Here is a 25,501-nt window from a genome sequence, read left to right as displayed (position 1 = left end):
GCAGGGGCAGGGCCGGGCACACCGCCCCGCGATGCGGCGCATGGGGCGCTGCACCGGGAGAAGAGACGCCCATGTTCAGCCACCTGATGATCGGCACGAACGATATCGACCGTGCCAAGACCTTTTACGATGCCACCTTCGCCACGTTCGGTGGGCCCCAGGGCATCGTCGATCCCAAGGGGCGGCTGATCTATGTGCACAACGGCGGCATCTTCATCCTGACCAAGCCGATCGACGGCGAGCCGGCGACGTGCGCCAACGGCTTTACCGTGGGCTTTGCCATGACTCCGGAACAGGCCGACGCCTGGCATGCCGCCGGCATCGCCCATGGCGGCAGCGCCTGCGAAGACCCGCCCGGCGTGCGCAATGGCACCCCCTATTACCTGGCCTATCTGCGCGATCCTGATGGCCACAAGATCTGCGCGCTGCACAACTATGGCGCCGTGCAATGACGCTGGAAACGGTTTCCACCACCAAGGCCCATGGTGGCGTGCTGGGCGTGTACAAGCACGCCTCGGCCGCCACGGCCACGCCGATGACCTTTTCGGTGTTCGTGCCGCCCCAGGCGCAGTCTGGGGCGAAGCTGCCGGTGCTGCTCTATCTTTCGGGGTTGACCTGCACCCACGCCAACGTGACGGACAAGGGCGAATATCGCCGCCTCTGCGCCGAACTCGGGCTGATCTTCGTGGCGCCCGATACCTCGCCGCGGGGCGAGGACGTGGCCGATGATCCGGCCGGTGCCTATGACTTTGGCCTGGGCGCGGGCTTTTACGTCAACGCCACGCAAGAGCCTTACGCCGCTCATTACCGCATGTGGGACTATGTCTCGCAGGAACTGCCGGCCCTGCTTGCCGCGCATTTCCCGGTTGATATCGCGCGGATGGGCATCACCGGCCACTCGATGGGCGGTCATGGTGCGCTGACGCTGGGGCTGACCTATCCCGAAACGTTCAAGTCGCTTTCGGCCTTCGCGCCGATCGTGGCGCCGGGGCAGGTGCCCTGGGGCCACAAGGCGCTGGGCGGCTATCTGGGTGACGATCGTGCCGCATGGCGCGCGCATGATGCCACCGCGCTGGTCGAAGACGGCAAGCGCCCGGCGGGGGCCATCCTGATCGACCAGGGCGATGCCGATAGCTTCCTGGCCGAGCAATTGCGGCCCGACCTGTTCGCCACGGCGTGCGAAGCGGCGGGCGTTGACCTCACGCTGCGGCTGCAGCCGGGCTATGACCACAGCTACAACTTCATTTCCACGTTCATGGACGATCACCTGCGCTGGCACGCAGCGCGGTTGTAAATTGCCCTGCAACCCCTCCCCATCGGCGATGGGGAGGGGACGGGCGTATTACTTGCGCACGTCCTTGGCCACGGCGTCGAGCACGCCATTGGCAAACTTGGCCTCGCGCGCGTCGAAAAAGGCATGGGCCACGTCGAGGTATTCGCTGATCACCGTGCCCACGGCAATGTCGGTGCGGGCCAGCAATTCATAGGTGCCGCAGCGCAGGATCTGCAGCATGGTCTTGTCGAGGCGGGCCAACGACCAGCCCTGGGCCAGGCGGCCCTGGATCAGCCCATCGACTTCCTCGCGGCGGGCGATCACGCCCTTGACCACGTCATCGAAGAACTCCACGTCAGCCGCGGCATATTCCACGTCTTCGATTTCCGCGCCCAGCCGGTGCTGGTGGAACTCGTCGAGCAGGAAGCGCAGCTCGGTGCCTTCCATATCTACTTGGTACAGTGCCTGGACAGCGGCAAGCCGCGCGGCAGAGCGGGCCTGGCCCTTGCTATTCGTCATATTCCCAATCTCAGTTCGATCGAGCGGGCGTGGGCGGCAAGCCCTTCCGCATCGGCAAGCGCAATGGCCGCCGGGCCAACTGCGCCAATGGAAGCATCGCTCACGGCAATGAAGCTGGTGCGCTTCATGAAGTCGAGCACGGAAAGCCCCGAGGAAAAGCGTGCACGGCGCCCGGTGGGCAGCACGTGGTTGGGGCCAGCGACATAGTCACCAATCGCCTCGGGCGTCATGCGGCCCAGGAACACCGAGCCGGCATGGCGGATCTGGGCAAACAGGGCATCGGGATCGTCAGTGGCGATCTCCACATGCTCGGCCGCCAGCGCATTGGCGAGGGCGGGGGCCTCGTCCAGCGATTCCACCACGATCACCGTGCCGTGGGTTTCCCAGCTGGCCTTGGCCACGCGGGCAGTGGGCAGCAGGGCGATTTCCACGCCGACCATGTCGACCACCTGATCGGCAAAGGCGGCATCGTCGGTGATCAGGATCGCCTGTGCGGCCGGATCGTGTTCGGCCTGGCTCAGCAGGTCGGCAGCGATCCACTGCGGATCGTTCTTGGCATCGGCGATCACCAGGATTTCCGATGGCCCGGCCACCATGTCGATCCCGACCACGCCGTAAAGCTGGCGCTTGGCTTCGGCCACCCAGGCATTGCCCGGGCCGGTGATCACGTCCACCGGGCGCATCGTCTTGGTGCCATAGGCCAGCGCGGCCACGGCCTGCGCCCCGCCCACGCGCCACACTTCGTCCACCCCGGCCAAGTGCGCGGCGGCCAGCACCAGCGGGTTGATCTCACCCTTGGGCGTGGGCGTGGTGACAACCAGCCGGCCAACGCCCGCCACCTTGGCGGGGATGGCATTCATCAACAGCGACGAGGGATAGGCGGCGCGGCCGCCCGGCACATAGAGCCCGGCACCATCCACCGCGCGCCACTTGGCGCCCAGGCGCACGCCGGCCGCGTCGGTATAGTCGCGGTCCTGCGGCAGTTGTGCCTCGTGATAGGTGCGGATGCGCTGCGCGGCCAGTTCCAGCGCGGCGCGCAGATCGGGCGCCAGGGCATCGAACGCCTCGCGGCAGGTGGCGGCATCGATGCGCCAGCCATCGCCCTGCGGCAGGTGGCCATCGAAGCGCTGGGTATATTCGGCCAGAGCTTCATCGCCGCGCAGGCGCACGTCCTCGATGATCGTCTGCACATCACGGCTGACATTTTCGTCGCTCTCGCGGCGGTCTTTTACCAGGCGGGCAAAGCGCGTGGCGAAATCGGCATCGGTCGTCTTGAGGCGGAGCATCAGGCGGCGGCCTTTCGTGCGGCAACTTGCGTGCGGAACGCATCGACCAGCGCGCCCAGGCGGGCGCTGTCGGTCTTGAGCGCAGCGCGGTTGACGATCAGCCGCGCCGAAATCTGCATGATCTGGCTGGTTTCGACCAGGCCGTTTTCCTTGAGCGTGCGGCCCGAGGAGACCAGATCGACGATGCGGCTGGCCAGGCCCAGCGACGGCGCCAGTTCCATCGCGCCATTGAGCTTCACCACTTCGGCCTGCACGCCCATTTTTTCGAAATGGCGGCGGGTAAGGTTGGGATACTTGGTGGCGACGCGGGCATGGCTTTCGCGCTGCCAATCGCCCTGGCCCAGGCCGCCCACCGGCTCTGCCACCGACAGGCGGCAATGCCCGATATCGAGGTCAACCGGCGCGTAGAGATCAGCATAGTCGAACTCGTCGATCACGTCGGATCCCACGATGCCGGCCTGCGCGGCGCCATGGGCGACGAACGTGGCAACGTCGAACGCGCGCACGCGGATCAGCGTGACATCGGCCCGGCTGGTGGCAAAAGACAATGCGCGCGAGGACTTGTCGAAGAACGCAGCCTCGGGCACCACGCCTGCCTGTTCCAGCAAGGGCAGCGCCTCATCGAGAATGCGGCCCTTGGGCAGGGCGAAAACGAGCGGGGTGGCGGTGGTCATGACGCTTTCGCCCCTATGGCAAGCGCGGGAAAAGGGCAACCTCATGGCGTCGATCATGGATATCGCTTCTGTCGAACAGGCCATCGCCTGGCAGGCAGACCACGCCGCGGCCAATGGCGCCCCGGCCACGGGCCGCGTGGTGCGGGCCCAGTTGCCCCTGTTGGCATCGGGCGGCGCGGTGGGCGCGCGCATGGCGGCCTGGCCGGGCAAGCCGTTGGAAGACGCGCTGCCACTGCGCCTGGCCGGAGGGTTGCACAACCTGGTGCTGACCGGTGCCGACATGCGGCTGGGGGCGGTCTATCGCGGGGAATTGACCGACCAGGCCGCGATCGATGCGCTGGTCGGCGATCTGGTGGATCGCTTTGCCACCCGCCTGCTGCCCTGGCTCGACGGGCCACCCCAGACCAACGAAGCCGGCCGTTCCGCTTCGATCATGGCCGGGCTGCTGTGGCTCTCGGCACGGGTGGGCCCGCGCTTCGTGCTGCACGAACTGGGCGCGAGTGCCGGGGTCAACACGATGATGGATCGCTTTGCCTTTGATTTGGGTGGCACGCAGGCCGGCCCGGCTGATTCGCCGTTGCATCTCGCGCCCGAATGGCGCGGCACCGGGCGGCCGCCGCAAGTTCCGGTCGATGTGCTGGCGATCGCCGGATGCGATCGTGCGCCGATCGATCTGGTTGATCTCGAGCAGGCGCTGCGGCTCAAGAGCTATGTCTGGGCCGAGATGACCGAGCGCATTGCGCGGCTGGACGCGGCAATTGCCCTGGCGCAGGCACGGCGGCCCGATCTGGTGGCGATGGATGCGGCCGACTATGTCGATGCCGTGCTGGCCGCGCCGCAGCCGGAAGACAGCACGCGGGTGATCTATCATTCCATCGTCTGGCAATATCTGCCGCCCGCCACGCAAGCGCGCATTACCGCCGGGATCGATGCCGCCGGCCAGCGCGCCACGATGGGGCGGCGCCTGGCCTGGCTGTCACTGGAAACCGATCGTGCCACGTTCCGCCACGAATTGACCGTGCGGCTGTGGCCCGATGGCGGCGCACCGGTGTGTCTGGCCGCCGCCCACGCCCATGGCGCCTGGGTGGAATGGCTTCAGCCCTGATCCTCGGCCAGGGCGCTGCCGTGGTGATGGTATGATGCCCATTCCCATACCGCCACCACCAGCAGCGCCAGGACCGTGGCGCCCACGAACACCGGCGCGGGCAGGGGAAAGGCCAGGGTCAGTGCCGCCAGCACGATCAGCAGGCCACCGCCCACCCAGTGTGACAGCGGAAAATTGCCGTGCGGGCTGGATGGCCGCTTGAACAGCCCGGTGCCGGCCAGGAACACCAGCAGCCCCCCGGCCTGGGTGGCAACCAGCGGCAGCTTGGCCGCGGCCAGCGGCGCGTCGAGCAGCAGGGCATCGGCCACGGCGGTGATCACGATCCCGCCCACGATCGGCATGTGCAGATAGGTATAGACGCTGCGCGCCACGCGGCCGGGCTGCGCATGCTGGGCAATGTGCCGCGCGCCGCGTTCGGCACCCAGATCGAAATAGATCCACCACATCAGGGCAGACCCGGCAAAGGCCAGCACGAAGGCCAGGCTGCGGGCAAGGTCGGCGGTTTCCTGCGCAAAGCTGGTGCCGGTTACCACCACGCCTTCGCCCAGCGCGATGATGATGAACAGCGCGCAGCGTTCGGCCAGGTGGCTGCCGGAAATGTCCCAGTCTTCCGGCTGCGATCGGCCCATGCCGGGCACGGCAAAGCCCATGAACGGCCCGCCATAATCGACCGCCAGCGCCAGCGCCCACAGCCCGAGCCGCACGAGCGGGGCATCGACCAGCGCGCCGGCCAGCCATAATGGGGCCGAGGCGACGAACCACAAGGTTATGCGGATCATGTTGCGCGCGCCGCTGCCACGCCAATGTTCCTGCCGGCTCTTAGCCATGGCCCATGCGACAAACCCGCTGCGCCCGATCTGCACCAGGCAATAGCACGCGGCAAACAGCATGGCATCGCCACCGCCGCCAGCGTCGAATGCGCGCGGCATGGCCACGGCCAGCCCCAGGCTGGCCAGCATCGACAGCAGCAGCATGATCCGCACCGGGCCCCTTTCGGGATTGGTCCAGTTGGCGGCCCAGGCGGTGAACATCCACGCCCACCACACCGCCAGGAACAGCACCAGTGCCTCTGCCAGGCCAGCCGCGCCCATATGGTGCAGCACATGATGGGAAAGCTGCGTTACGGCAAAGACATAGACCAGGTCGAAAAACAGCTCGAGATAGCTGACCGGGGCGTGTCCGCCCTCGTGATTGCGCAAGAGCGTGGCTGGCGCGGGCACCCCATCGGTCTCGGCCTTGGGGGCGGGCTTGCCAGCCTCGGCAATCGCCTCGGCTTCCTGCTTGGCCTGCTCGCTCATTCGCCCGGCGCGCGGGCGCGAATCGCTAGGGCGTGAACCCGCTGGCCCGGCAGATCGCCCAGGGCCTGGTTGACCAAGCGCTGGCGTTGCAGGCGCGACAGGCCGGCAAAGGCGGCGCTTTCGATCTCCACCGTAAAGTGCGATTCGCCGGTGCCATCGTCACCCAGATGGCCGCTGTGGCTGGCCGAATCGTTGATCACCGCCAGATGCGTTGGGGCAAGGGCGTCCACAAGTTTACGTTCAATTTCCTGGGCGATCGGGCCGGTCATCTCTTTCCTTTCGGGTTGGCACGCACCATGTGCAATGGCGTGAAGCATGACAAGTTCCATGGCCGCGTCACGGATACCGGGCGCCAGTGCAGTGCCCCGGGGTGCGATGCGCCGGGGGAATTTCGTGCGCCCGGCGTGCGGCCTTCCGGGTTTGACGGGCCTGGCGATTACCGCTGGTTCTGCCTTGACCATATTCGCGCGTTCAACGCCGGCTATGATTTCTTTGAAGGCATGAGCGCCGATGAAATCATGGCCGCGCAATCGCCGCTGGCCGGATGGGATACCCACACCCGCGCGTTCCGTCCCGACGCCGGCATCGACCAAGCGCCACGCTGGGCCGATTTTGCCGATCCGCTCGAGGCGATCGCGCAGCGCGCCCGTGCCCGCAAGATGGATCACCAGGCTGCCCAGGAAGCCGCCCGGCGCGGCCTGACCCCGGAAGACCGCACCGCATACGAGGCGCTGGGCCTGGGCTTTGACGCCGATCGCCACGCCCTGCGCCGCCGCTACGCCGATCTGGTGCGGCGCTATCACCCCGATCGCAATGGCGGTGATCGCAGCCTGGAAGACAAGCTGCAGCGCGTGGTGGCGGCCTATGATCACCTGCGGCAATCGGCGGCGTTTCGCTAGTAGCTGGTTGTGAAAACGCGCTCAGGCCGGCTTTTCCAGCATGGCCAGCGCCTGCCAGAACTCGGGGTGATTGCTGTCGTCCAAGCCGCTGGTGAAAACCGGCGGGAGAAAACCCGCGTCTTTGGCGAAGCGGGCGATCCAGTCCCGATGCAAAAAGCAATCCAGTTGTTCCGCGCGTTCCCCACGGCGCACGCGATCCACGCAGGCATTCCAGATCCGGTCATGGGCCGGTTCGGCCAATTCCAGGAATGAAAACACCAGTTTGCCGCCAGGTTTGAGCGCACGAAAGCTATCTTCGATATAAAGATATGATTCGGTTGGATAAAGATGGGTAAAGACCGACCAGTTGAACGTCATGTCCAACGATGAATCCGGCGCCACGATCGTTGGCTGGTAATGGATGATGGCCTGATAGGTGGGGCACTGCCTTTGCAGCTCTTGCAAAAGCTCGGGAACGACATCGGCGCCGGTATAGTCGCCCTGCCATCCAGAGCGTTGCAGTGCTTGGGCGGTTCGCCCGCAGCCACAGCCCAGATCATAAATGGCCATGCCATCGCTCAGGCCATAATGACGCAACACCGCGACTTGGCCATCGCCCTGTGAGGCGAAATTTTCCATCGTTTCTGCGCCGATGGCCTGGGCAAGAGCAAGGGAGCGCTCTTGTGGCATGGCCTTCAGTTTCTTCCGCACCACCCTTTGATAATCGCGAATCGAATGGCTGGGTTGCGGTTTGGAACGTGACCGAAACAGCAATCGCATCTTTGTACTGTGCCCCCAAAATCAGTTTCGGGACACTGGCCCAAGTTGCGCTTTGTGCAAAAGAAAATCTTTGGGATTGAACAAATAACACACCGCAAAGGCTTCAATCTTGGCGGGAACACATAAAGGTTAGCCTGCGCAGAGCGGGATTGTCGTCAATCCGGTGCCTGGTGAGCCACTTCGATCAGCGACGGGCCGCCGGCGACCGGGGTAAGCCAGACGGCGAGATCGGCCACGATCAGGAATGCCATGCCGAGCATCAGAGCTGGCCGCTTGCGCTCGCCGCGGCGCCAGAAAAACACTGCGCCACCGATCAGCGCCACGGTGGCAAGCACCAGCAGGGAAAGAACCGTATCCATCATGGGATTTAGCTGAACAGTCCCTTGGCCAGGCCGGCGATGTCGTTGAGCGGGTTGCCATCACCATCCTTGTCGAGGAACTTGCTGACCTGGCCCAGCGCATCGGGATGATCACCCAGGATCGTGGCGAACTGTGACAGTGCGCCTTCGCCGCCGATGTGGCCGACGATCTGCTGCAGCAGGCCTGCATCAAGCCCGGTATTGGCCGCTGCGGTTTCGATGGTGTCGCCCTTGGCCTGATGGCCCGCGGCCAAGGCGGCGATGGCGGTTTCGGCCTGAGCGGGATCGATGCCCAGCTTTGCCGCCATGTTCTTCACGTCCACCACGCTGCTCACCTGGCCCAGGATGCTGTCGAACACGCTCATCGCTTTGGTCCCTCTGCTTGGCGCGCCCATACGGCGGCCCATGGCGCAGGGATAGCGCGCCATGATGCCCGCTTGCCAGAAAAAACGCCCTGCCGTGGCAAGCCATGGCAGGGCGCAAGGGTGACACGCAGCCAGGGCGGCATGCCCCAGCGCGGGGCGATCAGATCGCGACGGTATCGTCGGCGATGATGTGGCTGAGCGTGAGGGCCTGCTGATGGCCGAGCCCATCGTTGAGGACGAACGTGGTGCCGTCGAACCCGCTGGTGTTGACGAAATAGGTGCCCGCATCGGGATGCGCCTTGAGGTAGGCGGCCAGCTTGTTCACGTCGTCCTGCGAATCGATATAGGCAGAGCCGGTGCCCTTAACGGTCAGGCCGATGGCGTTGAAGATGCTGTCGAACCCGGTGATACGCACCACGTCATGATCGGCAAAGTTGAGATCTTCGACCGTCACCCACTGGTAGACGCTGTTGACGCCATGGCCGCCGGTGAACGCGAACGAGGAAAACCCTTCGCCCGAGCGGAACACGAACTGGTCTGCCCCGGCGCCGCCGGTCAGCGCGTCCTTGCCGCCGCCACCCTTGAGAATGTCGTTGCCGTCGCCACCATAGATCGCGTCGTTGCCGCCGCCGCCGTAGAGCACGTCGTTGCCATCGCCGCCGCTGATGATGTTCTTGCCCGAGCCGCCGGTGACAACGTCATCGCCAGCCCCGGCGTTGATGATGTTGTTGCCCTTGGGCGCGGCGATGGTGTCATCGCCACTGGTGCCATTGATCACTGCCATGTTCATTCTCCTTCATTCCACCGTGTGGGCGGAAAGTTGATCCACAAGTATTTTGCGAAGATACTGTGTGGTCGGGAAGAACAGAGGCGTTCCTCGGCCACGCAAGCCATGATTGCGACCTGACTTGTCTTATGGGTAATTGCACAAACACCCTGGCGGCCAAGGTGTGAATCGCTGCCGATCCTGCCTGGTTATAACGCGATATTGCGGTGCAACGTGCCGGTGTTTCCCGTTCATATTGGCGCTTTCACGCAGTAACAGCGGCAAGACCGGTTCAATCTGGAGCAAGTTTGAATCTGCGCGCAGCCTCCCCGCGTCAACCATGGTGGATGGTCGCCGTCTGGCGAGGGCGCCGCGCCGTGTGTTCAAGCCATCGCGTCAGCGCGGCACGGCACGGTTCGTCGATCCGCGTCAGAACCAGCCACGCGGCCAGTAGCAGGGGCGGGACCAGGGCAATGCCCCAGGCGCCCAGCGGCTCACCCTGCAGCATGCGCTTGGCTGCGCCCGATACGATGGCGAGCATAGGCACGTGAATGCCATAAAGCGGATAGGAAATGCGGCCCAGCCAGGTGCCGCCGGGCATGGCGCGATGGCTGCCGGCGGCCACTGCCACCACCAGCACGCAGGGCAGAAAGGCCATGGCCATGAACAACGTCCACGGCAGGTGCTGCACCGGCAGCGCCAGGGCATAGACCAGCGCCAGCGCGGCCAAGGTTGCGGCGGCCCGGTTCATTACCGGGAGCGCGTGGCGCAAGCGGTGGAGCAGCAGGCCGCAGCCGAACCCGAAGCAGACCCGGGCCAGACCGCCGTCCAGCGAACTGGCCTGCCAGCCCAGATCGACTGTGCCATGGCGCAGCGCGCAGGCAACCAGCGCCAACCCCGCGAGCGCGACGCCGGCCGCGAGCAGCGCCGTGCTGCGCCGTACCAGGAATGCTGCCCAGGCGAGGTTGGCGAGGATTTCGAAGAACAGCGACCACAGCGGGCCATTGGCCGGGAACAGTTCCCACCCCGTCGCCGCGCCATGCCATAGCTTGGGCAGGATCAGCAGATTGAGGGCATTGGCCAGCAGCACCTGGTCCAGCGGATCGGACCGATCAGGGGAAACCAGGCAACGCGCGACGAGATAGAGCCCACCCAGCCCGGCGCCCAGCACCGCCACCGGCGCCATCCGCACCAGCCGCCGCCGGGCAAAGCCGGCCCAGTCCATCACGGGTGCACGATCCGGTGCATCGGCAACCAGGCGCGCCTCATAGGCTTCGGCGAGGACAAAGCCGCTGAGCATGAAAAAGAAATCGACGGCAAGATAGCCGTTGGGAAACAACTGGATGCCCGTGGCCCGCGTGCCAATGTGAAACAGGCATACCGCCAGCGCCGCGATGCCGCGCATCTCATCGAGCAGGGCATAGCGCCCGCCCTGCCGGGCCTGCTGCGTGGCCGTGTTCATGCGCTGTGCCCCCATTGCCAACGGGCGCGGCCCGCTGGCGTTTCTGCCCGAATTGGTGCGCCGCGATATCGCGGTGCACCGCAAGGGCAGGGCATGCGTGATCGTGACTAACGCATGATTAACCAAACTATCGACGGGGACTCATACGGATTACTGCTTAGTGAAAACCGTATTGCGCGCTGCGGCGTAGAATATCCTTTGCTGCCAGCCGCCTATTCCGGGCGGGCGCGCAGCGTGGCCAGCCGGGCGGCGCCTTCTGCACCATAGATCTGTGGCACATCGCGGCCGGCGTAAAACCCGTCGAACGCGGGAATGCCATCGGGCAGCGTGATCCATGGCAGCCGGGTGCGCACATAGATGTGCACGGTTGGCGGGCACAGCGCGGGCGAATCGAGCGTGCCGGCGCGCACGAACGCAGCCTTTTGCCCCAGGCTGCCATAATGACTCCATACCGCTGTCTGGCACGCCGTGCAGCGCATGATCGTCTGCCCCCGCCCGCTGTGCGTCGGCACGGCGACCGGTGCCACTGTGCCAGCCAACAGCGTGAGGCACTCTGTCTCCACCACGGCATTGATGGCAAAGGCGCTGCCGCTCAGTACCTGGCACTCGTGACAATGGCAGCAGTGGACCACATAGGGCGCCCGCGCGAGGGCATAGCGTACCGTGCCGCAACGGCATCCGCCGGTGGCAAAGGGATCGGCGGGGCCGGCGATTGGCGCCGCATGCGCCTTCGGATTCGCGTCATTCATGCTGTACAGCCTTGCCCAGGGAGGGCCCAGGTCATCCGGCGGCGGCCTTGCGCGAGACCAGCCCGAAAAAGGCGCCGGCAGGATCGCGGGCCTGGATCATCAGGTCGTCGCCAGGCACTTCGTGCACATCGCCTTCCAGCGTTCCGCCCAGATCCCGCACCGCCTGGGCAGCCGCGCGCACGTCTGCCACGCGGAAATAGGTGCGCCAGCCCAGCGGCGCATCGGCGCTGGGGCGGGCCATCATCGCCCCGATGCGGCCCTGCAGGGGATGGGCGATGAATTGGTAATCGCCAAAGGCGCCCATCGGCATGGCATCGGGATAGGTAAAGCCGAAATGCCGCGCATAAAATGTCCGCGCGCCGGGCAGATCGGTGGTGAACAGCTCGTTCCAGGTTACTGCCTGAGTAATGTCCAGTGCAAAGACCGGCGGTGGCGGCGTGTCTTGCCCCGGCGGCGGGGTTGGATCGATCAGGTAGAACGGCGCGCCCCACGGGTCTGCCACCATGGCAAAGGTGCCCTCGGCAATGGTCGTGGGAGGCATCCACACGCGCGCGCCATCGGCCGTGATCGCGGCCAGCGTGTCCGGCACGCTATCGACCATCAGATAGGGCACCCACCATGGGCGCGCGCCGGCCGCGATCATCTCGGGGCGCAGGACCAGCATGCCGCCCTGTCCGGCGCCATCGGCACGGTAGATATGGCGATAGTCGATCGCGGCGGTTTCGTGGCCGGGCGAGGGATCGGCGATCCGCCAGCCGATCACGCCTTCGTAAAAGGCGCGCACCGCATCGGGAGCATCGGTTGTCACCTCGTACCACACGAACAGGCCTTGGGGCATGCTGGCATCCCTCCTGCGGGTTGGCCGGTCGATCGCGGCCCACGCACCATTCTCTCGATTCGCGCGTTGTGGCCGGCAGCATAGCAGCTTGGCCACCCAGGCCCACTGCGCATGGGCTCGGCCGGCGCAAATGCAAGCCGGGCCAAAAGCGCATGCCAAAGCATGTTGCAGCGCGGCGCCCGCGCGGATAGGCAGGTAAATGATGAGCGACACTTCCAATCTCGTGGCCCACGCTGGCACCACCACCGTCCTGCCCGCGCCCGATACCCAGGTTTCGGTGCGTGAGGTGTTTGGCATCGACATCGACATGACCGTGCCGGCCTTTTCCCAGGCCGACGAGCGCGTGCCCGATACCGATGACAACTATGTCTTCGATCCCGATACCACGCTCGCGATCCTGGCCGGCTTTGCCTACAACCGCCGCGTCATGGTGCAGGGTTATCACGGCACCGGCAAATCGACGCATATCGAGCAGGTGGCTGCGCGCCTGAAGTGGCCGTGCGTGCGCATCAACCTCGATGCCCACATCAGCCGTATCGACCTGATCGGCCGCGACGCCATCGTGCTGCGCGATGGTCTGCAGGTGACCGAATTCCGCGAAGGCCTGCTGCCCTGGGCGCTGCAGACCCCGACCGCGCTGGTGTTCGACGAATACGATGCAGGCCGCCCCGACGTGATGTTCGTGATCCAGCGCGTGCTGGAAACCGAAGGCAAGCTGACGCTGCTTGACCAGAACCGGGTGATTCGCCCCAATCCGTTCTTCCGCCTGTTCGCCACGGCCAATACCGTGGGCCTGGGCGATACCTCGGGCCTCTATCACGGCACGCAGGCGATCAACCAGGGCCAGATGGACCGCTGGAACCTGGTCGTCGCGCTCAACTACCTGCCCGCGGAAACCGAAATCGACGTGGTTTCCAAGAAGGTGCAAGGCCTGGATGCCCAGGTGATCGCGCAGATGGTCCGCGTGGCCGATCTGACCCGCAAGGGCTTCATGGCTGGCGACATTTCCACGGTGATGAGCCCGCGTACCGTGATCAGCTGGGCGCAGAACAGCCAGATCTTCAACGACGTCGGCTTTGCCTTCCGCCTCTCGTTCCTCAACAAGTGTGACGAGGCCGAGCGCGTGCTGGTGGCCGAATATTATCAGCGGGTGTTTGCCAAGGACCTGCCAGAAAGCGTCGCGCACAAGGCGTGATGCTGGGCGCTTGACGCCCTTCGACAAGCTCAGGGCGAACGGATGCAGCCGAAGTTGAAATCCGTTCGGGCTGAGCTTGTCGAAGCCCCCCGCGTGCGAACTCAATCCTTGCCGGGATACACCGCCTTCACGAAATAGAGGCCTTCGGGCGGGGCATTGTGGCCCAGCTTCTGGCGATCACGGGCGTGGAGCGCGGCCACCAGATCGGCACGCGTCCAGTGGCCCTGGCCGATCAGGCCCAGGCACCCCACCATCGAGCGCACCTGGTGGTGCAGGAAGCTGCGCGCCGCCGCCTCGATGATCACCATGTCCCCTTCGCGGCGCACGTCGAGCCGGTCGAGCGTCTTGACGGGGCTGGCCGCCTGGCAATGGACCGAGCGGAACGTGGTGAAATCGTGGTTGCCGACCAGCTCCTGCGCTGCCTCGTGCATCGCGGCCGTATCCAGCGGCCGCGCGATGCGCCAGGCGCGGCCGGCATCGAGCGTGAGCGGCGCGCGCCGGTTGGCGATGCGATACTCATAGGCGCGGCCAAGGCAGGAAAAGCGCGCATGCCAGTCATCGGGCACGATCCGGCAATCGAGCACGGCGATCGGATCGGGCTTGAGCCGAGCGTTGAGCGCCTCTGACAGGCGGAACGGATCGAACGGCCGCGCCACATCGATATGCGCGCGCATGCCAAGCGCGTGAACGCCGGTATCGGTGCGGCCTGCGGCATGCAGAATGACGGGATGCCCCACCACGCTTTGCGCCGCTTCCTCCACTGCTTGCTGCACCGATGGGCCGTGCGACTGGCGCTGCAGGCCCATGAACGGGCCGCCATCGAATTCCAGCGTGAGGGCATAGCGCGGCATCAGGCGAGCACCGTGCCCGCCGGAATGGCGCGGCCGCGCAGCAGGGCGGCGGTATCCATCGCCGGGCGACCGGCGCGCTGCACGGTCAGCGGGCGAATGGCGCCTTGCCCGCAGGCGATCGTCAGCGCCTCGTCCAGCACCGTGCCGGGCGTTCCGGCAGCATCATCGGCCACCTGCGCCGCCAGCACGCGATAGCGTTCGCCATCCAGTTCGAAAAAGGCACCGGGGGCAGGGGCAAAGGCGCGCACCTGGCGCTCCACCTGTTCGGCCGGTTGGGCGAAATCGAGCCGGCTTTCCGCCTTGTCGATCTTGGCGGCATAGGTCACGCCAGCTTCGGGCTGAACCTCTGGCGTAAAGCTGGCCAGATCGGCCAGCACGCGCACCATCAAGTCTGCGCCCAGCGTGGCGAGTTCAGCGGTCAGCGCGCCGGCGGTCTTGCCGGCCACGGGCGTGGCCACGGTCGCCAGCATCGGCCCGGTATCGAGCCCGCGCTCCATCTGCATGATGGTGATACCGGTGTGCACATCGCCCGCCAGGATCGCGCGCTGCACCGGCGCCGCCCCGCGCCAGCGTGGCAGCAACGAACCATGCACGTTGAGGCAACCCTTCGCAGGCGCCGCCAGAATCGCTGCCGGCAGGATCAGGCCATAGGCGGCCACCACGGCCACGTCGGCACCGTGCGCGGCAAAGGCGGCTTGCTCGTCTGCCCCCTTGAGGCTGACGGGCGTGAGCACGGGCAAGCCATGCCGCTCTGCCGCCAGATGCACGGGCGAGGGCTGCAGCTTTTTGCCCCGGCCGGCCGGGCGCGGCGGCTGGCTGTAGACCGCCACCACATCGTGGCCGGCGGCCACCAGCGCATCGAGCGTGGGCACGGCAAATTCGGGTGTGCCCATGAAGACAACGCGCATGGTGCAATGGGTCCTTTTCCAATCCTGCGCGCGGCCCTATCTGTCGCGCCATGGCATCGCAAGAGATCGAGGCGCTGGCGAGCGCACTGGCCCGTCTGCCCGGCCTCGGCCCCCGCTCGGCGCGGCGGGCTGTGCTCTGGCTTATCAAGCGGCGTGAAAGCGCGCTGCCGCAACTGCTGGCCGCGCTTGATACCGTGCGCCAGAACCTGGTGGAATGCCAGACCTGCGGCAATGTGGACACCACCGATCCGTGCGGGATCTGTGCCGATCCGCGTCGCGATGCGCGCGCGCTGTGCGTGGTGGAGGATGTGGCAGACCTCTGGGCGCTTGATCGCGCGCGGCTGTTCACCGGGCGCTATCACGTGCTGGGCGGGCGGCTTTCCGCGCTGGAAGGGGTGCGGCCGGAAGACCTGACCATCGGCCGGTTGCTCGATCGGGTTCGCGCCGGCGGGATTGATGAAGTGGTCCTGGCGATGAACGCCACGCTCGAGGGGCAGACCACGGCGCACTACATTGCCGAGCGGCTGGAAGACTTGCCCGTGCGCGTGACGCAACTGGCGCATGGCCTGCCCGTGGGCGGGGAGCTGGACTATATGGACGAGGGCACCCTGGCCCAGGCCCTGCGCGCGCGGCGGCCGGTTTGACCCGCGGGTGTCGCGCTGGGCCCTTCGACAGGCTCGGGGCGAACGGAGGTGGAAAGTCCCTCCCCGAAACCCGTTCGGGCTGAGCTTGTCGAAGCCCCCTTGCGCCGAACTCAGCCTTCCAGGCTTGCCAGCACCTCATAGGCCAGCACGGCGCCAGCGACGGCAGCGTTGAGGCTGTCGGCGCGCCCCTTCATCGGCATGGTCACGCGCAGGTCGCAGGCCAGCTCATAGTCTTCGGGCAGGCCGCGCGATTCGTTGCCCACCATGACGAAGCAGGGACCGGTATAGGGGGCGCCGCGATAGGGCACGGCATCGCGCAACGATGCAGCCACCAACTGGCCGGTGCCGGTGCGCAGCCAGGGCAGGAATTCGTCCCAGCGCGCCTGGGCGAGGCGCTGGGTGAAGATGGCGCCCATGCTGGCGCGCACCGCCTCTACCGAAAAGGGATCGACGCAATCATCGATCAGGATCAGCCCGCCTGCGCCCACGGCATCGGCGGTGCGCAGCATCGTGCCCAGATTGCCGGGATCGCGCATGGCCTGCGCCACCAGCCAGAGCGGGGCGGAGTGGCGATCGATCTGCGCGAGGCCCGTGTCCCATTCGGCAAAGACGCCGGCCACGGCCTGCGGGTTATCCTTGCCGGTCACCTTGGCCAGGATATCCACCGGCAACTCGATCACATCGCCCCCGGCGGCCGAAACCGCGCTTTCCAGGTCTGACAGCAGCGGATGCGCCTCGCGCCCCTGGGCCATCAGCAGGATTTCGGGCAGGCGCCCGCCGGCGCGGGCATCGGTCAGCAGGCGCAGGCCTTCGGCCAGAAAGCGCTGCTCGCGCTTGCGGTGCTTCTTGTCGCGCAGGCTGCGGACGAATTTGACGGTGGGGTTGGAAAACCCGGTGATCGTGCGGCGGGACATGGGGCGGTCCATGCGTCAGCCAGCCGCGATGGGCAAGACTTTCAGTCTTCGCCGAACCCGTCCTTGACCAGGCCCGCCAGCTTGAGCAGCACCGAGTCTGCCTCACCCTCAGGGCCGGACACCACCACATCGATGGTATCGCCCTTGGCCGCGCCCAGCATCATCAGGCCCAGGATAGAGCCGCCGGCTGCCTCGGTGCCGTCCTTGAATACCGTCACGTCAACGCCCGAGGGCAGCTTGGCCACGGCATTGACGAACTTGGCGCTGGCGCGGGCATGAAGGCCGCGCTGGTTGACGATGGTGATCGTCTCTCGGGCAACGTAGCTTTGGCTCGACATCGGCTTTCCTCTTCCCCTGCCCGTCGTTGTCGGATGCGTCGCTTTGTTCGGGAAACCCTCGGGCGTGGGGTTTATGCGTCCTGGCCCAGGAATTCCGAAGCGATCGTGATATAGTTGCGGCCGGCATCGCGCGCGGCGGCCGTGGCATCGCGAACATTCATGCATCCGCGCGCCTTGGCAAGACGGATCAGCATGGGCAGGTTGATCCCGGCGATCACTTCCACCCGGCCCGCCTGCATCAGCGAGATCGCGAGGTTCGAAGGCGTGCCGCCGAACAGGTCGGTGAGGATAATGACGCCTTCGCCGCTATCGACCCGGCGGATGGCATCGGCGATCTCCTTGCGGCGACGCTCCATATCGTCATTGGGGCCGATACAGACGCCGATGACGTCCTGTTGTCGGCCCACGACATGTTCCATCGCATGGATGAATTCGTCGGCAAGGGCACCATGGGTGACGAGAATAAGACCGATCATGAAGGGAACGGGCTCCGAAATACAGCCTGACAAGATGCCACAACCAAGCTTAACAGAGCCTTGGCGGACACATGTGGGCTGCCAGAATGCTGGCATTCACAAGGCATGTCTTTCAGAACCGTCCCATCCCCCGAGCGCAGGATATTCGCTGCCCGCGCTATCGTTATCATTGGCATTGTCACTGGCATCATTGTCATACCTGAACCGCCTGGGCGCCTTCCAGCAGGTTGGCGCCGCGGGCGGCAAGGTTGCGGTGCAACAATGTGGGTGAAAAACCGGAGTTGCGCAAGCCTTGTGCGATCTCTTCGGCCATGAAGACCGAGCGATGGCGCCCGCCGGTACAGCCGAAGGCGATGTGGACATAGGCTTTGCCCTGGGCCGCGAAGCGGGGAAGGAGCAGGCGCAAAAGCCCCAGAATCCGGTCAAAAGCCTCGGCAAAGGCAGGGTCGTTGCGGATGTAATCGCCCACCGGGGCGTCCTTGCCGGTCATCGGCCGCAGCGCTTCATCCCAGTGCGGATTGTTGAGGAAACGCATGTCGAAAACCAGGTCGGCGAGCGGCGGGGTGCCGCGGGAAAAGCCGAAGCTGCTGATCGTGACCGTGGTGCGACTCGGTGAGATCGCACCGAACTGCTGGCGGATGGCCTGCTGCAGGTCGTTGGTGGTGAAATCGGTGGTGGATATGACCACGTCGGCCCAGCGGCGCAGTGGGGCGAGCAGATCGCGCTCGGCAGCGATGCCGCTGGCGGCGGGCTTGTCCTCGCTCATCGGATGACGCCGGCGGGTTTCGTTGTAGCGGCGCTCCAGCTCTGCCCCGCTGCAATCGAGAAACAGGGTGGTGACAGAGAGGTTGGGCCGCGTGCTCAGCGCCTTGACCCGCTCGATGATCGTCTGCGGATCAAACCCGCGGGTTCGGGTGTCAAACCCGATGGCGAGCGGCGTTCCGGCATCGATCCCACCGCTTTCGCTGCGGGCCTGGCCCGGTTCGGTTTCCAGCAGGCGATCGAGCAGGCGGATCGGGAAATTGTCGATCGCTTCCCAGCCCAGGTCTTCCAGCGTGCGCAGCGCCGTGGTCTTGCCTGCGCCGAGCAGGCCAGTGACCAGCAGGATGCGTTGCGGCGAATCCGGATCGGGCAGAGCGGAACTATCGGTGGCGACCATGCACGACCTTTTGCGCGCATTGGCGGGCAAAGAAAAGTGCGGTTACGCGACGGCCAGGCCTGATCTTGTCCCAGGCATGGCGCTCAGCCCAGGCCATAGTGTTCCAGCGCGAGCGTGGCGCGCAGGGCCAGCATCGGGGTTTCTGGCCATAACTGCACCATCGGCACGGCTATTCCGGCGCGCTCAACGCGACCTGCCGCATCGATAAAGCGCGGCGCATCTGCGTCGAGGCGCAGCACCAAGGCCACCGGCGCCTGTGCCAGGTGGGGAAAACGCAGCAGCCCCAGGTTGCGCACTTCCAGCAGGCCGGCGATGCGGGGATGGGGTTGGGCCAGCAGCCGTGGCGCGTTGCCCGGCGCGATATCTGGCAGGAGGAGCAGCCCGTCATCGCCCACCAGCTGCGCACCGCGATCGATCAGCGCCAGCGCCAGACTGGACTTGCCGCTGCCCGGTTGCCCCTCGATCATCACGGCGCGCCCGCCGATCGCCACTGCCGTGGCCTGGTGCGTCTGGCCCGCCGCGGTCATGCGCGCAGTTCCCCGGCATAGGGCAGGGTCAGGACCAGGCAGGCGCCATGTGCGCCATCGGGGCGGTCGATGATCGCCAAGCGGCCATCGTGGGCTTCGGCAATGGTGCGGGCGATCGCGAGGCCCAGGCCGCTGTGCGCGCCAAACGCCTCCTCGGCCGGTCGCACCGAATGGAAGCGCTCGAACACCTTGCCGCGCTCGGCCTGGGGGATGCCGGGTCCCTCGTCGGTCACGCTCAGCATGACGCGGGCGTCTTCACCCTCGCGCGGCCCCTGTGTCCACACTGCCACGTCCACCGCGCCGCCGGGCGGAGAGAACGACACGGCGTTGTCGAGCAGGTTTTCCAGCACGCGCTCCAGCCGCATGGCATCGCCCAGCACCAGCGGGGCGTAAGCGCCGGGATCGGGCTGGCGCAGGCGGATCACCGCGCCGCCGCGCGTTTCCCGGGCGCCGCGTGCCCCCACCACCTGCGCGGCAAGACCGCCCAGGTCGAGCCGCACGAACGTGGCGCGGCTCAGCTCCGCATCGATCCGGCTGGCATCGGCGATTTCGGTGATCAGGCGATCGATCCGCTGGACATCGTGGGTGGCGATCGCGGTGAGTTGCCGGCGCAGCGTGGCATCTTCCACCCGGTCGAGCGACTCGATCGCGCTGGCCAGGCTAGCCAGCGGGTTCTTGAGTTCGTGGGCGACATCGGCGGCAAAGCTTTCCACCGCGTCGATGCGATGGCGCAGAGCCATGGTCATGTCGGAAAAGGCGCGGGCGAGCAGGCCGATCTCGTCCCCGCGATCGGGCAGGCGGGGCACCACCACTTCGCGGTCACGGCCCAGCCGCACCCGCACCGCTGCGCGCACCAGCGCGCGCAACGGCTGGACTATGGTGCGCGCCAGGAACAACGACAACTGCACCGACAGCATCAGGGCAAGGCCGATGATGATCACCAGGGTCTGGCGCGCATCGCGCACCGCCTGGGTGATATCCACGGCATTGCGCATGGCCAGCAGCATCTGCCCATCGCTGTCGCTCCCCACGGGCGTCGCGGCGGTCAGCACCGGGGTGCGATCGGGGGCATAGCGCAGATAGACCTGGGTGGAATGGGCGGCACGGGCGCGCACCACTTCGGGCCAGTTGCCGGCTCCCGGATCGGCCGGCTCGGCATAGCGTTCCACCGGGGGCGCGCCGACGATGAAATCGACCCCGCGATCGAGCAGGCGCGCGGCATGTTGGTACCATGGCTCGCCCGTGGGATCGACCAGGGCGAAGCTGGGTGGCGCCAGGGCAAAGCTGTCTGCCACCAGGCGGCCTTCGCGATCATAGAGTCGCAGCCGCAGGCGCTGTTCCTGGCCGATGCGCACCAGCAGCGTCTTTTGCTGCGCCAGGCTGGCGCCATCGAGCGCATCGGCGGCAATTTCCGCCTCGGCCCGGGCCAGCTTGAATCGCTCGCCCAGCAGCTGCGAACGGTAGCTATCGAGATAGAAGAAGCTGCCTGCCAGCAGCGCCAGCGCGATGACGTTGACCGCCAGGATACGTGCGGTGAGCGAGAGGCCGCGCGGCCGCAGCGCACGTGGCACCAGCATGCGCGCGGTGCGCTCTGGCGCAGGTGGGGCAGAGTTGGCCGGCGTCATTCGTCGCTGTAGCTGTAGCCCGCGCCATAGAGCGTCTCGATCGCGGAAAACTGCGGATCGACGGCGCGGAACTTGCGGCGCAGGCGCTTGATATGGCTGTCGATCGTGCGATCATCGACAAAGACGTCGTCGTGATAGGCCGCGTTCATCAGCTGGTCGCGGGTGCGCACCACGCCGGGGCGCACGGCCAGCGCTTCCAGGATCAGGAACTCGGTGACGGTCAGCGAAACCAGTTTGTCTGTCCAGGTCACCAGGTGGCGCGCCGGGTCCATCGCCAGGCGGCCGCGGCGGATCGGATCGGGCAGGTTTTCGGCCGGCTCGGCATCGGCGGCAACCGGATCGCGGCGCACGATTTCGCTGCGCCGCAAAATGGCGCGAATGCGGGCGAGCAACAGGCGCTGGCTGAATGGCTTGGCGATGTAATCGTCGGCGCCCATGGCCAGGCCCAGTGCCTCGTCGGCCTCGTCGTCCTTGCTGGTCAGGAAGATCACCGGCAGGTCGCTCTGCTCGCGCAGGCGGCGCAGCAATTCCAGGCCATCCATGCGCGGCATCTTGATGTCGCACACCGCCAGGTCGGGCGGATTGTCGAGCAGCGCTTTGAGCGCGGTATCGCCGTCGTTGTAGAGCCGGGTGACAAAGCCCTCGGTCTGCAGCGCGATCGATACCGTGGTCAGGATATTGCGATCATCATCGACCAGCGCGATCGTGCGGCGCGGCTGGCTCTGCCCTGCCGGGGGCGTACCCGTGCCTTCGGGCTGGGGGGCAGGGGCATTATGCATAGGCGTTGCGGCGATCCTGCTCGAGTGGGCCTGCTCGGGTGTGGCCTACCAGGGTGGCGGGCTAGATTAGGGCGCGCAGGCGCGGCTGGCAAGAAACCCCCAAGGACGTTGGATTTGGTCGTGTGGGGACAAGCTGCGAAAGGGCGGCAGTTGAAAATTGTGCAACTTGCTGCGCAAAAATCTTGGGTCGATCCGGTTTGACGCGGGGCGGGTGGTCAACTATCCGAACAGGGAATCGCGCATTCGTATTCGGCATTCGTATGCGAAGCCGGAAAACAACGGCAATGCGGCTGTGCGATCATGCTTGATACCGCGCTTTTGCAATCAGTGGCCTGCCTTTTTGCCCACGGCTCCAGACAGTCCGGGGTGCAGCATGGCCCACCAAACGGGAGGCTTGTGATGTCCGCCAACAGCCTGAACATTTCCTTGTCCGCGCAGGGTTTTCCTGAACCTGCCGAGCTGTTTGCCAACCTCGGCACCGCCCCGCTGGTGGAACATGCGGTGAAGAACGGGGAAGGCGTCCTGGCCAAGGACGGTCCTTTCGTCGTCGCCACCGGCAAGCACACCGGCCGCTCGGCCAAGGACAAGTTCATCGTCCGCGACGCCGAAACCGAAAACACCGTGTGGTGGGGCAAGACCAACGTGGGCATGAGCCCGGCGCACTTTGCCGCGCTGAAGGAAGATTTCCTTGCTGCGCTCGCCACCAAGGACAAGCTCTACGTCGCTGACCTGTTCGGCGGCTCGCAGCCCGAACACCGCGTCAACGTGCGCGTGATCAACGAGTTTGCCTGGCACAACCTGTTCATCCGCACGCTGCTGGTGCGCCCGACGACCGATGAACTGGCCGGCTTCGCCCCCGAATACACGATCATCGACCTGCCCAGCTTCCGCGCCGATCCGGCCCGCCACGGCTGCCGCAGCGAAACCGTGATCGCGGTCAACTTCACCGAAAAGCTGATCCTGATCGGCGGCACGGCCTATGCCGGCGAAATGAAGAAGTCGGTGTTCGGCATCCTCAACTACCTGCTGCCGGTCAAGGGCGTGATGCCGATGCACTGCTCGGCCAACATCGGCCCCAATGGTGACACCGCCGTGTTCTTCGGCCTTTCGGGCACCGGCAAGACCACGCTGTCGGCTGACGCCAGCCGCACCCTGATCGGGGACGACGAACATGGCTGGTCGGATACCGCCGTGTTCAACTTCGAAGGCGGCTGCTATGCCAAGATGATCCGCCTCTCGGCCGAGGCCGAGCCGGAAATCTTTGCCACCACCAAGCGGTTCGGCACGGTGCTGGAAAACGTGGTGATCGATCCGGTCACGCGCGAAATCGATCTGGACGATGCCAGCCTCGCTGAAAACAGCCGCGGTTCTTATCCGATCGATTTCATCCCCAATGCCTCGGAAGAAAACCTCGGCCCCGTGCCGCAGAACCTGATCTTCCTGACCGCCGATGCCTATGGCGTGCTGCCGCCGATCGCCCGCCTCACGCCCGACCAGGCGATGTATCACTTCCTCTCGGGCTATACCGCCCGCGTGGCCGGCACCGAGATCGGCGTGACCGAACCGGAAGCGACCTTCTCCACCTGCTTCGGCGCGCCGTTCATGCCGCGTCACCCCTCGATCTATGGCAACCTCCTCAAGGAACGCATCGCCAAGGGCGGGGTGAAGTGCTGGCTGGTCAACACCGGCTGGTCGGGCGGCAAGGCCACGCAGGAAGGCATCAAGCGCATGCCGATCAAGGCCACCCGCGCGCTGCTCAATGCCGCGCTCGATGGCAGCCTCAACAGCGCCGAATTCCGCGAAGATCCCAACTTCGGCTTTGAAGTGCCGGTGGAAGTGCCGGGCGTCGATACCAAGCTGCTCGATCCGCGGGGCGCCTGGGCCGATGCCGGCGAATACGACAAGACCGCCCAGGAACTGGTCAAGAAGTTCATCGACAACTTCGAGCAGTTCATGGAGCATGTGGACGAAAGCGTGCGCAAGGCGGCGCCCGTCTCGGCCTGATCATCCGCGCTGCCCACGCAGCGTCTGCAAGACCCCCGGTGCGCCCTGGCGTGCCGGGGGTTTGCTTTTGGCGGCAACGTCGCGCCTGTTAACCATGTCGTTACGGGCGATGCGCCATGGTCACGACCAGCAGGCTGGGGGGTGAGTAACGTGGCGAGTGTGGTGGCGTGTAACGAGATGACAACGCGCACGATGCTGCAACGCCCGGCGTTTCATTGGCTGGCTGCGGCCTGGCCCTATGCTCTTATCGGGTTGGTGACGCTGCTCGTCCGCTCGCCGACATTCGGCAATCCCATTCTCGATTTTGATGAGCAACTTTACCTGCTGGTTGGCGATCGCATGCTGCATGGGCATTTGCCCTACGTAGACTTGTGGGATCGCAAGCCGGTCGGCCTGTTTGCCCTTTATGCCGCCATACGGCTGCTGGGTGGCAGCGGAATCATCCAATATCAATTGATTGCCACAGCGTGTGTAGTAATCGCGGCCTGGTTTGTTCGTGCCATCGTGCGGCGGCACATGGGGGAAATCCCTGCGATTGTCGCGGCGGTAGCATATGTTCTGATGCTCAATGTTCTCCACGGGCTCGGCGGGCAGACGGCAATCTTCTATAACGCATTGACTGCCTTTGCCGCCTGGTGCGCTTGCAAGGCCAATGACGCGAACACCCCCGGCCGCATCGCGGCCCTTGCCTTGGCGGCGATGCTTGCGTTGGGCTTGGCGATCCAGATCAAGTACACCGTCATTCCTGAAGGCATCTTCTTTGGATGCTGGTTCGTGTGGCGGCTGTTTGCTGCTGGAGAGCGGTTGCGCCAGCTATTGGGCATGGCAATTGCCATGGTGCTGGTGGCGCTGGCACCTACCGGGCTGGCGCTGGGTGCGTACGCGCTGGCGGGGCATTTAGACGAATTTTTATTTGCCAATTTCACCTCGATTTTCCTGCGCCAACCCTTTCCAGCCCAAGTCCGTAACGATCAGATTTCCCAGGTCGTTGCATGTTGCATGGGGCTGCTCACCACCGCTGGTGTCGGGCTGTTCCAACTGCGCACCCATGCACACGGGCGGGTCTACGCAGATTTTCCACTTCTGGCGGGATGGTGGGTCAGTGCGTTCGCCGGATTCGGCATGCTCGGCGACTTCTATGATTTCTATTTTCTGCCGGTGGTTCTGCCCAGCGTCATTGTCGGCGCTTTTGCGCTTCGCGGCGAGCGGCGCGGCTTCACGTTTGGTTGCCTGCTACTGCTATGGCCCTGCATTTTTATCCCGGCCAATTACTTTTCGAGGCACCAAGGCATTTTGCAGACGTCACGAATGGTTTCGGCGATTTCGCCTTATGTCAGGGGGCACTGCCTATACATTTATGATGGACCAACGATCCTCTACTATCTTACCAATGCCTGCATCCCGACGCGGTTCGCCTTTCCCGACCATCTTACCAATCCCATCGAAACCCGCGCACTGGGAGTCGATCCGGTGGAAGAAGAGCGACGCGTGTTGGCCAGCCAGCCGGGCGCGATCGTCACTGCGAGCAGGTCTGTCGTGCCGCGAGTGGCGCCGGCAACGCAGGCCTTGGTCCGCGAAGCCCTGGTGCGCGATTATGTGCTGATTGCGCGGACACCAACGATCGACCGCACCTATTACATCTGGGCACGCCGCGACCTTCATCCGGGGCCAGCGCCGCTGGTGGACCCACGCGCTGCCAATCCGCAATAGTCACACAAAAAAAGCCCCG

The 25,501-nt window shown here is 65.5% G+C and carries 29 protein-coding genes; 8 read left to right on the top strand and 21 right to left on the bottom strand.

Annotated elements, in window-relative coordinates; genetic code table 11:
- The first annotated feature begins 71 nt into the window (after positions 1 to 71).
- Together FHW97_RS17215 and fghA are read left to right on the top strand one after the other, a co-directional pair.
- A complete protein-coding gene (locus FHW97_RS17215) occupies positions 72 to 452 on the top strand; it encodes a VOC family protein (protein ID WP_062785189.1) in 381 nt (126 codons plus the stop codon).
- A gap of 2 nt (positions 453 to 454) precedes the next feature.
- Positions 455 to 1,294 (top strand): S-formylglutathione hydrolase, encoded by an 840-nt coding sequence (gene fghA / locus FHW97_RS17210; RefSeq protein ID WP_305082210.1) that lies wholly within the window; start codon positions 455 to 457, stop codon positions 1,292 to 1,294.
- Between the two features lie 48 nt (positions 1,295 to 1,342).
- On the opposite strand, the gene nusB is transcribed toward fghA, so the two are convergent.
- Genes nusB through hisG form a run of 3 tightly spaced genes read right to left on the bottom strand, consistent with a single transcriptional unit; the run spans position 1,343 to position 3,752 of the window.
- Positions 1,343 to 1,792 (bottom strand): transcription antitermination factor NusB, encoded by a 450-nt coding sequence (gene nusB / locus FHW97_RS17205; RefSeq protein ID WP_054132157.1) that lies wholly within the window; start codon positions 1,790 to 1,792, stop codon positions 1,343 to 1,345.
- On the bottom strand, positions 1,789 to 3,078 hold the full coding sequence (gene hisD / locus FHW97_RS17200; RefSeq protein WP_171799337.1) for a histidinol dehydrogenase: 1,290 nt from the start codon (positions 3,076 to 3,078) through the stop codon (positions 1,789 to 1,791). Before hisD ends, nusB begins: the two co-directional genes overlap by 4 nt.
- Entirely contained in the window at positions 3,078 to 3,752 is a 675-nt protein-coding gene (gene hisG / locus FHW97_RS17195; RefSeq protein WP_022677203.1) for an ATP phosphoribosyltransferase, read from the bottom strand. Before hisG ends, hisD begins: the two co-directional genes overlap by 1 nt.
- Here hisG and FHW97_RS17190 point away from each other — a divergent pair.
- Positions 3,751 to 4,857, top strand: coding sequence for a DUF2332 domain-containing protein (locus FHW97_RS17190; RefSeq protein WP_253941852.1), 1,107 nt, complete (start codon positions 3,751 to 3,753; stop codon positions 4,855 to 4,857). The genes hisG and FHW97_RS17190 overlap by 2 nt on opposite strands.
- Here FHW97_RS17190 and FHW97_RS17185 read toward each other — a convergent pair.
- On the bottom strand, positions 4,848 to 6,155 hold the full coding sequence (locus tag FHW97_RS17185; protein WP_171799336.1) for a low temperature requirement protein A: 1,308 nt from the start codon (positions 6,153 to 6,155) through the stop codon (positions 4,848 to 4,850). The genes FHW97_RS17190 and FHW97_RS17185 overlap by 10 nt on opposite strands.
- A complete protein-coding gene (locus tag FHW97_RS17180) occupies positions 6,152 to 6,424 on the bottom strand; it encodes a BolA family transcriptional regulator (RefSeq protein WP_062785183.1) in 273 nt (90 codons plus the stop codon). The genes FHW97_RS17185 and FHW97_RS17180 overlap by 4 nt, the downstream gene beginning before the upstream one ends.
- A gap of 39 nt (positions 6,425 to 6,463) precedes the next feature.
- Here FHW97_RS17180 and FHW97_RS17175 point away from each other — a divergent pair, with 39 nt between their 5' ends.
- Positions 6,464 to 7,054, top strand: coding sequence for a J domain-containing protein (locus FHW97_RS17175; protein ID WP_309805459.1), 591 nt, complete (start codon positions 6,464 to 6,466; stop codon positions 7,052 to 7,054).
- A 21-nt stretch (positions 7,055 to 7,075) separates the two neighbouring features.
- On the opposite strand, the gene FHW97_RS17170 is transcribed toward FHW97_RS17175, so the two are convergent.
- The 7 genes from FHW97_RS17170 to FHW97_RS17140 form a co-directional block, all read right to left on the bottom strand.
- A complete protein-coding gene (locus tag FHW97_RS17170; protein ID WP_171799335.1) occupies positions 7,076 to 7,813 on the bottom strand; it encodes a bifunctional 2-polyprenyl-6-hydroxyphenol methylase/3-demethylubiquinol 3-O-methyltransferase UbiG in 738 nt (245 codons plus the stop codon).
- A gap of 155 nt (positions 7,814 to 7,968) precedes the next feature.
- On the bottom strand, positions 7,969 to 8,175 hold the full coding sequence (locus FHW97_RS17165) for a hypothetical protein (protein WP_168352757.1): 207 nt from the start codon (positions 8,173 to 8,175) through the stop codon (positions 7,969 to 7,971).
- 5 nt (positions 8,176 to 8,180) lie between these two features.
- On the bottom strand, positions 8,181 to 8,600 hold the full coding sequence (locus tag FHW97_RS17160) for a hypothetical protein (protein WP_370525454.1): 420 nt from the start codon (positions 8,598 to 8,600) through the stop codon (positions 8,181 to 8,183).
- A 97-nt stretch (positions 8,601 to 8,697) separates the two neighbouring features.
- Positions 8,698 to 9,321 (bottom strand): calcium-binding protein, encoded by a 624-nt coding sequence (locus FHW97_RS17155; RefSeq protein ID WP_158442000.1) that lies wholly within the window; start codon positions 9,319 to 9,321, stop codon positions 8,698 to 8,700.
- A gap of 316 nt (positions 9,322 to 9,637) precedes the next feature.
- Entirely contained in the window at positions 9,638 to 10,765 is a 1,128-nt protein-coding gene (locus tag FHW97_RS17150) for an acyltransferase (protein ID WP_171799334.1), read from the bottom strand.
- 212 nt (positions 10,766 to 10,977) lie between these two features.
- Entirely contained in the window at positions 10,978 to 11,514 is a 537-nt protein-coding gene (locus tag FHW97_RS17145) for a GFA family protein (RefSeq protein WP_169049214.1), read from the bottom strand.
- Positions 11,515 to 11,545: 31 nt separating this feature from the next.
- Entirely contained in the window at positions 11,546 to 12,352 is an 807-nt protein-coding gene (locus tag FHW97_RS17140) for a VOC family protein (RefSeq protein ID WP_171796471.1), read from the bottom strand.
- Between the two features lie 202 nt (positions 12,353 to 12,554).
- Here FHW97_RS17140 and cobS point away from each other — a divergent pair, with 202 nt between their 5' ends.
- Positions 12,555 to 13,547: a cobaltochelatase subunit CobS gene (gene cobS, locus FHW97_RS17135; protein ID WP_107717070.1), complete on the top strand. Its 993-nt coding sequence runs from the start codon at positions 12,555 to 12,557 to the stop codon at positions 13,545 to 13,547.
- A gap of 101 nt (positions 13,548 to 13,648) precedes the next feature.
- Here the strand turns inward: cobS and truA are convergent, their stop codons facing one another.
- The gene (gene truA / locus FHW97_RS17130; protein ID WP_171799333.1) at positions 13,649 to 14,398 is read right to left on the bottom strand and encodes a tRNA pseudouridine(38-40) synthase TruA; all 750 of its coding nucleotides are present in this window, start codon (positions 14,396 to 14,398) and stop codon (positions 13,649 to 13,651) included.
- Positions 14,398 to 15,306 (bottom strand): methionyl-tRNA formyltransferase, encoded by a 909-nt coding sequence (fmt, locus tag FHW97_RS17125; RefSeq protein WP_171799332.1) that lies wholly within the window; start codon positions 15,304 to 15,306, stop codon positions 14,398 to 14,400. Before fmt ends, truA begins: the two co-directional genes overlap by 1 nt.
- 50 nt (positions 15,307 to 15,356) lie before the next feature.
- Here fmt and recR point away from each other — a divergent pair, with 50 nt between their 5' ends.
- Complete coding sequence (gene recR / locus FHW97_RS17120; protein ID WP_022677187.1) at positions 15,357 to 15,950, top strand: recombination mediator RecR; 594 nt, start codon at positions 15,357 to 15,359, stop codon at positions 15,948 to 15,950.
- A 110-nt stretch (positions 15,951 to 16,060) separates the two neighbouring features.
- Here the strand turns inward: recR and FHW97_RS17115 are convergent, their stop codons facing one another.
- The 7 genes from FHW97_RS17115 to FHW97_RS17085 form a co-directional block, all read right to left on the bottom strand.
- Positions 16,061 to 16,864, bottom strand: coding sequence for an RNA methyltransferase (locus FHW97_RS17115; protein WP_171799331.1), 804 nt, complete (start codon positions 16,862 to 16,864; stop codon positions 16,061 to 16,063).
- Positions 16,865 to 16,905: 41 nt separating this feature from the next.
- Positions 16,906 to 17,202, bottom strand: coding sequence for an HPr family phosphocarrier protein (locus tag FHW97_RS17110; RefSeq protein ID WP_022677185.1), 297 nt, complete (start codon positions 17,200 to 17,202; stop codon positions 16,906 to 16,908).
- Positions 17,203 to 17,273: 71 nt separating this feature from the next.
- Positions 17,274 to 17,678 carry a PTS sugar transporter subunit IIA gene (locus FHW97_RS17105; protein WP_022677184.1) on the bottom strand — a complete coding sequence of 135 codons (405 nt, stop codon included), beginning with the start codon at positions 17,676 to 17,678 and terminating at the stop codon, positions 17,274 to 17,276.
- Positions 17,679 to 17,871: 193 nt separating this feature from the next.
- A complete protein-coding gene (rapZ, locus tag FHW97_RS17100; RefSeq protein ID WP_171799330.1) occupies positions 17,872 to 18,837 on the bottom strand; it encodes an RNase adapter RapZ in 966 nt (321 codons plus the stop codon).
- Between the two features lie 83 nt (positions 18,838 to 18,920).
- Positions 18,921 to 19,364, bottom strand: coding sequence for an HPr kinase/phosphorylase (locus FHW97_RS17095; RefSeq protein WP_171799329.1), 444 nt, complete (start codon positions 19,362 to 19,364; stop codon positions 18,921 to 18,923).
- Positions 19,361 to 20,989: a stimulus-sensing domain-containing protein gene (locus tag FHW97_RS17090; protein ID WP_370525453.1), complete on the bottom strand. Its 1,629-nt coding sequence runs from the start codon at positions 20,987 to 20,989 to the stop codon at positions 19,361 to 19,363. The genes FHW97_RS17095 and FHW97_RS17090 overlap by 4 nt, the downstream gene beginning before the upstream one ends.
- Positions 20,986 to 21,768: a response regulator transcription factor gene (locus FHW97_RS17085; protein ID WP_022677180.1), complete on the bottom strand. Its 783-nt coding sequence runs from the start codon at positions 21,766 to 21,768 to the stop codon at positions 20,986 to 20,988. The genes FHW97_RS17090 and FHW97_RS17085 overlap by 4 nt, the downstream gene beginning before the upstream one ends.
- A 399-nt stretch (positions 21,769 to 22,167) precedes the next feature.
- Between FHW97_RS17085 and FHW97_RS17080 the strand changes: the two genes are divergently transcribed.
- Both FHW97_RS17080 and FHW97_RS17075 read left to right on the top strand, forming a co-directional pair.
- Complete coding sequence (locus FHW97_RS17080; RefSeq protein ID WP_171799328.1) at positions 22,168 to 23,772, top strand: phosphoenolpyruvate carboxykinase; 1,605 nt, start codon at positions 22,168 to 22,170, stop codon at positions 23,770 to 23,772.
- 177 nt (positions 23,773 to 23,949) lie between these two features.
- Positions 23,950 to 25,482: a glycosyltransferase family 39 protein gene (locus FHW97_RS17075; protein WP_253941851.1), complete on the top strand. Its 1,533-nt coding sequence runs from the start codon at positions 23,950 to 23,952 to the stop codon at positions 25,480 to 25,482.
- Positions 25,483 to 25,501: the final 19 nt, after the last annotated feature.

The sequence above is a fragment of the Novosphingobium sp. SG754 genome (assembly GCF_013149315.1).
Classification (GTDB): Bacteria; Pseudomonadota; Alphaproteobacteria; order Sphingomonadales; family Sphingomonadaceae; genus Novosphingobium; species Novosphingobium capsulatum.
This window is presented reverse-complemented; position numbering and strand designations above follow the sequence as displayed.

What these genes read in the sequence shown, in the direction of transcription:
- FHW97_RS17140 (WP_171796471.1), bottom strand. Translation starts at nt 12,352, where the DNA reads ATGCCCCAAGGCCTGTTCGTGTGGTACGAGGTGACAACCGATGCTCCC.
- FHW97_RS17110 (WP_022677185.1), bottom strand. Translation starts at nt 17,202, where the DNA reads ATGTCGAGCCAAAGCTACGTTGCCCGAGAGACGATCACCATCGTCAAC.
- FHW97_RS17215 (WP_062785189.1), top strand. Translation starts at nt 72, where the DNA reads ATGTTCAGCCACCTGATGATCGGCACGAACGATATCGACCGTGCCAAG.
- FHW97_RS17090 (WP_370525453.1), bottom strand. Translation starts at nt 20,989, where the DNA reads ATGACGCCGGCCAACTCTGCCCCACCTGCGCCAGAGCGCACCGCGCGC.
- hisD (WP_171799337.1), bottom strand. Translation starts at nt 3,078, where the DNA reads ATGCTCCGCCTCAAGACGACCGATGCCGATTTCGCCACGCGCTTTGCC.
- FHW97_RS17105 (WP_022677184.1), bottom strand. Translation starts at nt 17,678, where the DNA reads ATGATCGGTCTTATTCTCGTCACCCATGGTGCCCTTGCCGACGAATTC.
- FHW97_RS17085 (WP_022677180.1), bottom strand. Translation starts at nt 21,768, where the DNA reads ATGCATAATGCCCCTGCCCCCCAGCCCGAAGGCACGGGTACGCCCCCG.
- FHW97_RS17160 (WP_370525454.1), bottom strand. Translation starts at nt 8,600, where the DNA reads ATGGCGCGCTATCCCTGCGCCATGGGCCGCCGTATGGGCGCGCCAAGC.
- nusB (WP_054132157.1), bottom strand. Translation starts at nt 1,792, where the DNA reads ATGACGAATAGCAAGGGCCAGGCCCGCTCTGCCGCGCGGCTTGCCGCT.
- fmt (WP_171799332.1), bottom strand. Translation starts at nt 15,306, where the DNA reads ATGCGCGTTGTCTTCATGGGCACACCCGAATTTGCCGTGCCCACGCTC.
- FHW97_RS17080 (WP_171799328.1), top strand. Translation starts at nt 22,168, where the DNA reads ATGTCCGCCAACAGCCTGAACATTTCCTTGTCCGCGCAGGGTTTTCCT.
- hisG (WP_022677203.1), bottom strand. Translation starts at nt 3,752, where the DNA reads ATGACCACCGCCACCCCGCTCGTTTTCGCCCTGCCCAAGGGCCGCATT.
- FHW97_RS17145 (WP_169049214.1), bottom strand. Translation starts at nt 11,514, where the DNA reads ATGAATGACGCGAATCCGAAGGCGCATGCGGCGCCAATCGCCGGCCCC.
- FHW97_RS17075 (WP_253941851.1), top strand. Translation starts at nt 23,950, where the DNA reads ATGACAACGCGCACGATGCTGCAACGCCCGGCGTTTCATTGGCTGGCT.
- FHW97_RS17180 (WP_062785183.1), bottom strand. Translation starts at nt 6,424, where the DNA reads ATGACCGGCCCGATCGCCCAGGAAATTGAACGTAAACTTGTGGACGCC.
- FHW97_RS17165 (WP_168352757.1), bottom strand. Translation starts at nt 8,175, where the DNA reads ATGATGGATACGGTTCTTTCCCTGCTGGTGCTTGCCACCGTGGCGCTG.
- FHW97_RS17095 (WP_171799329.1), bottom strand. Translation starts at nt 19,364, where the DNA reads ATGACCGCGGCGGGCCAGACGCACCAGGCCACGGCAGTGGCGATCGGC.
- FHW97_RS17150 (WP_171799334.1), bottom strand. Translation starts at nt 10,765, where the DNA reads ATGAACACGGCCACGCAGCAGGCCCGGCAGGGCGGGCGCTATGCCCTG.
- FHW97_RS17170 (WP_171799335.1), bottom strand. Translation starts at nt 7,813, where the DNA reads ATGCGATTGCTGTTTCGGTCACGTTCCAAACCGCAACCCAGCCATTCG.
- recR (WP_022677187.1), top strand. Translation starts at nt 15,357, where the DNA reads ATGGCATCGCAAGAGATCGAGGCGCTGGCGAGCGCACTGGCCCGTCTG.
- FHW97_RS17190 (WP_253941852.1), top strand. Translation starts at nt 3,751, where the DNA reads ATGACGCTTTCGCCCCTATGGCAAGCGCGGGAAAAGGGCAACCTCATG.
- FHW97_RS17155 (WP_158442000.1), bottom strand. Translation starts at nt 9,321, where the DNA reads ATGGCAGTGATCAATGGCACCAGTGGCGATGACACCATCGCCGCGCCC.
- truA (WP_171799333.1), bottom strand. Translation starts at nt 14,398, where the DNA reads ATGCCGCGCTATGCCCTCACGCTGGAATTCGATGGCGGCCCGTTCATG.
- FHW97_RS17185 (WP_171799336.1), bottom strand. Translation starts at nt 6,155, where the DNA reads ATGAGCGAGCAGGCCAAGCAGGAAGCCGAGGCGATTGCCGAGGCTGGC.
- FHW97_RS17115 (WP_171799331.1), bottom strand. Translation starts at nt 16,864, where the DNA reads ATGTCCCGCCGCACGATCACCGGGTTTTCCAACCCCACCGTCAAATTC.
- cobS (WP_107717070.1), top strand. Translation starts at nt 12,555, where the DNA reads ATGAGCGACACTTCCAATCTCGTGGCCCACGCTGGCACCACCACCGTC.
- rapZ (WP_171799330.1), bottom strand. Translation starts at nt 18,837, where the DNA reads ATGGTCGCCACCGATAGTTCCGCTCTGCCCGATCCGGATTCGCCGCAA.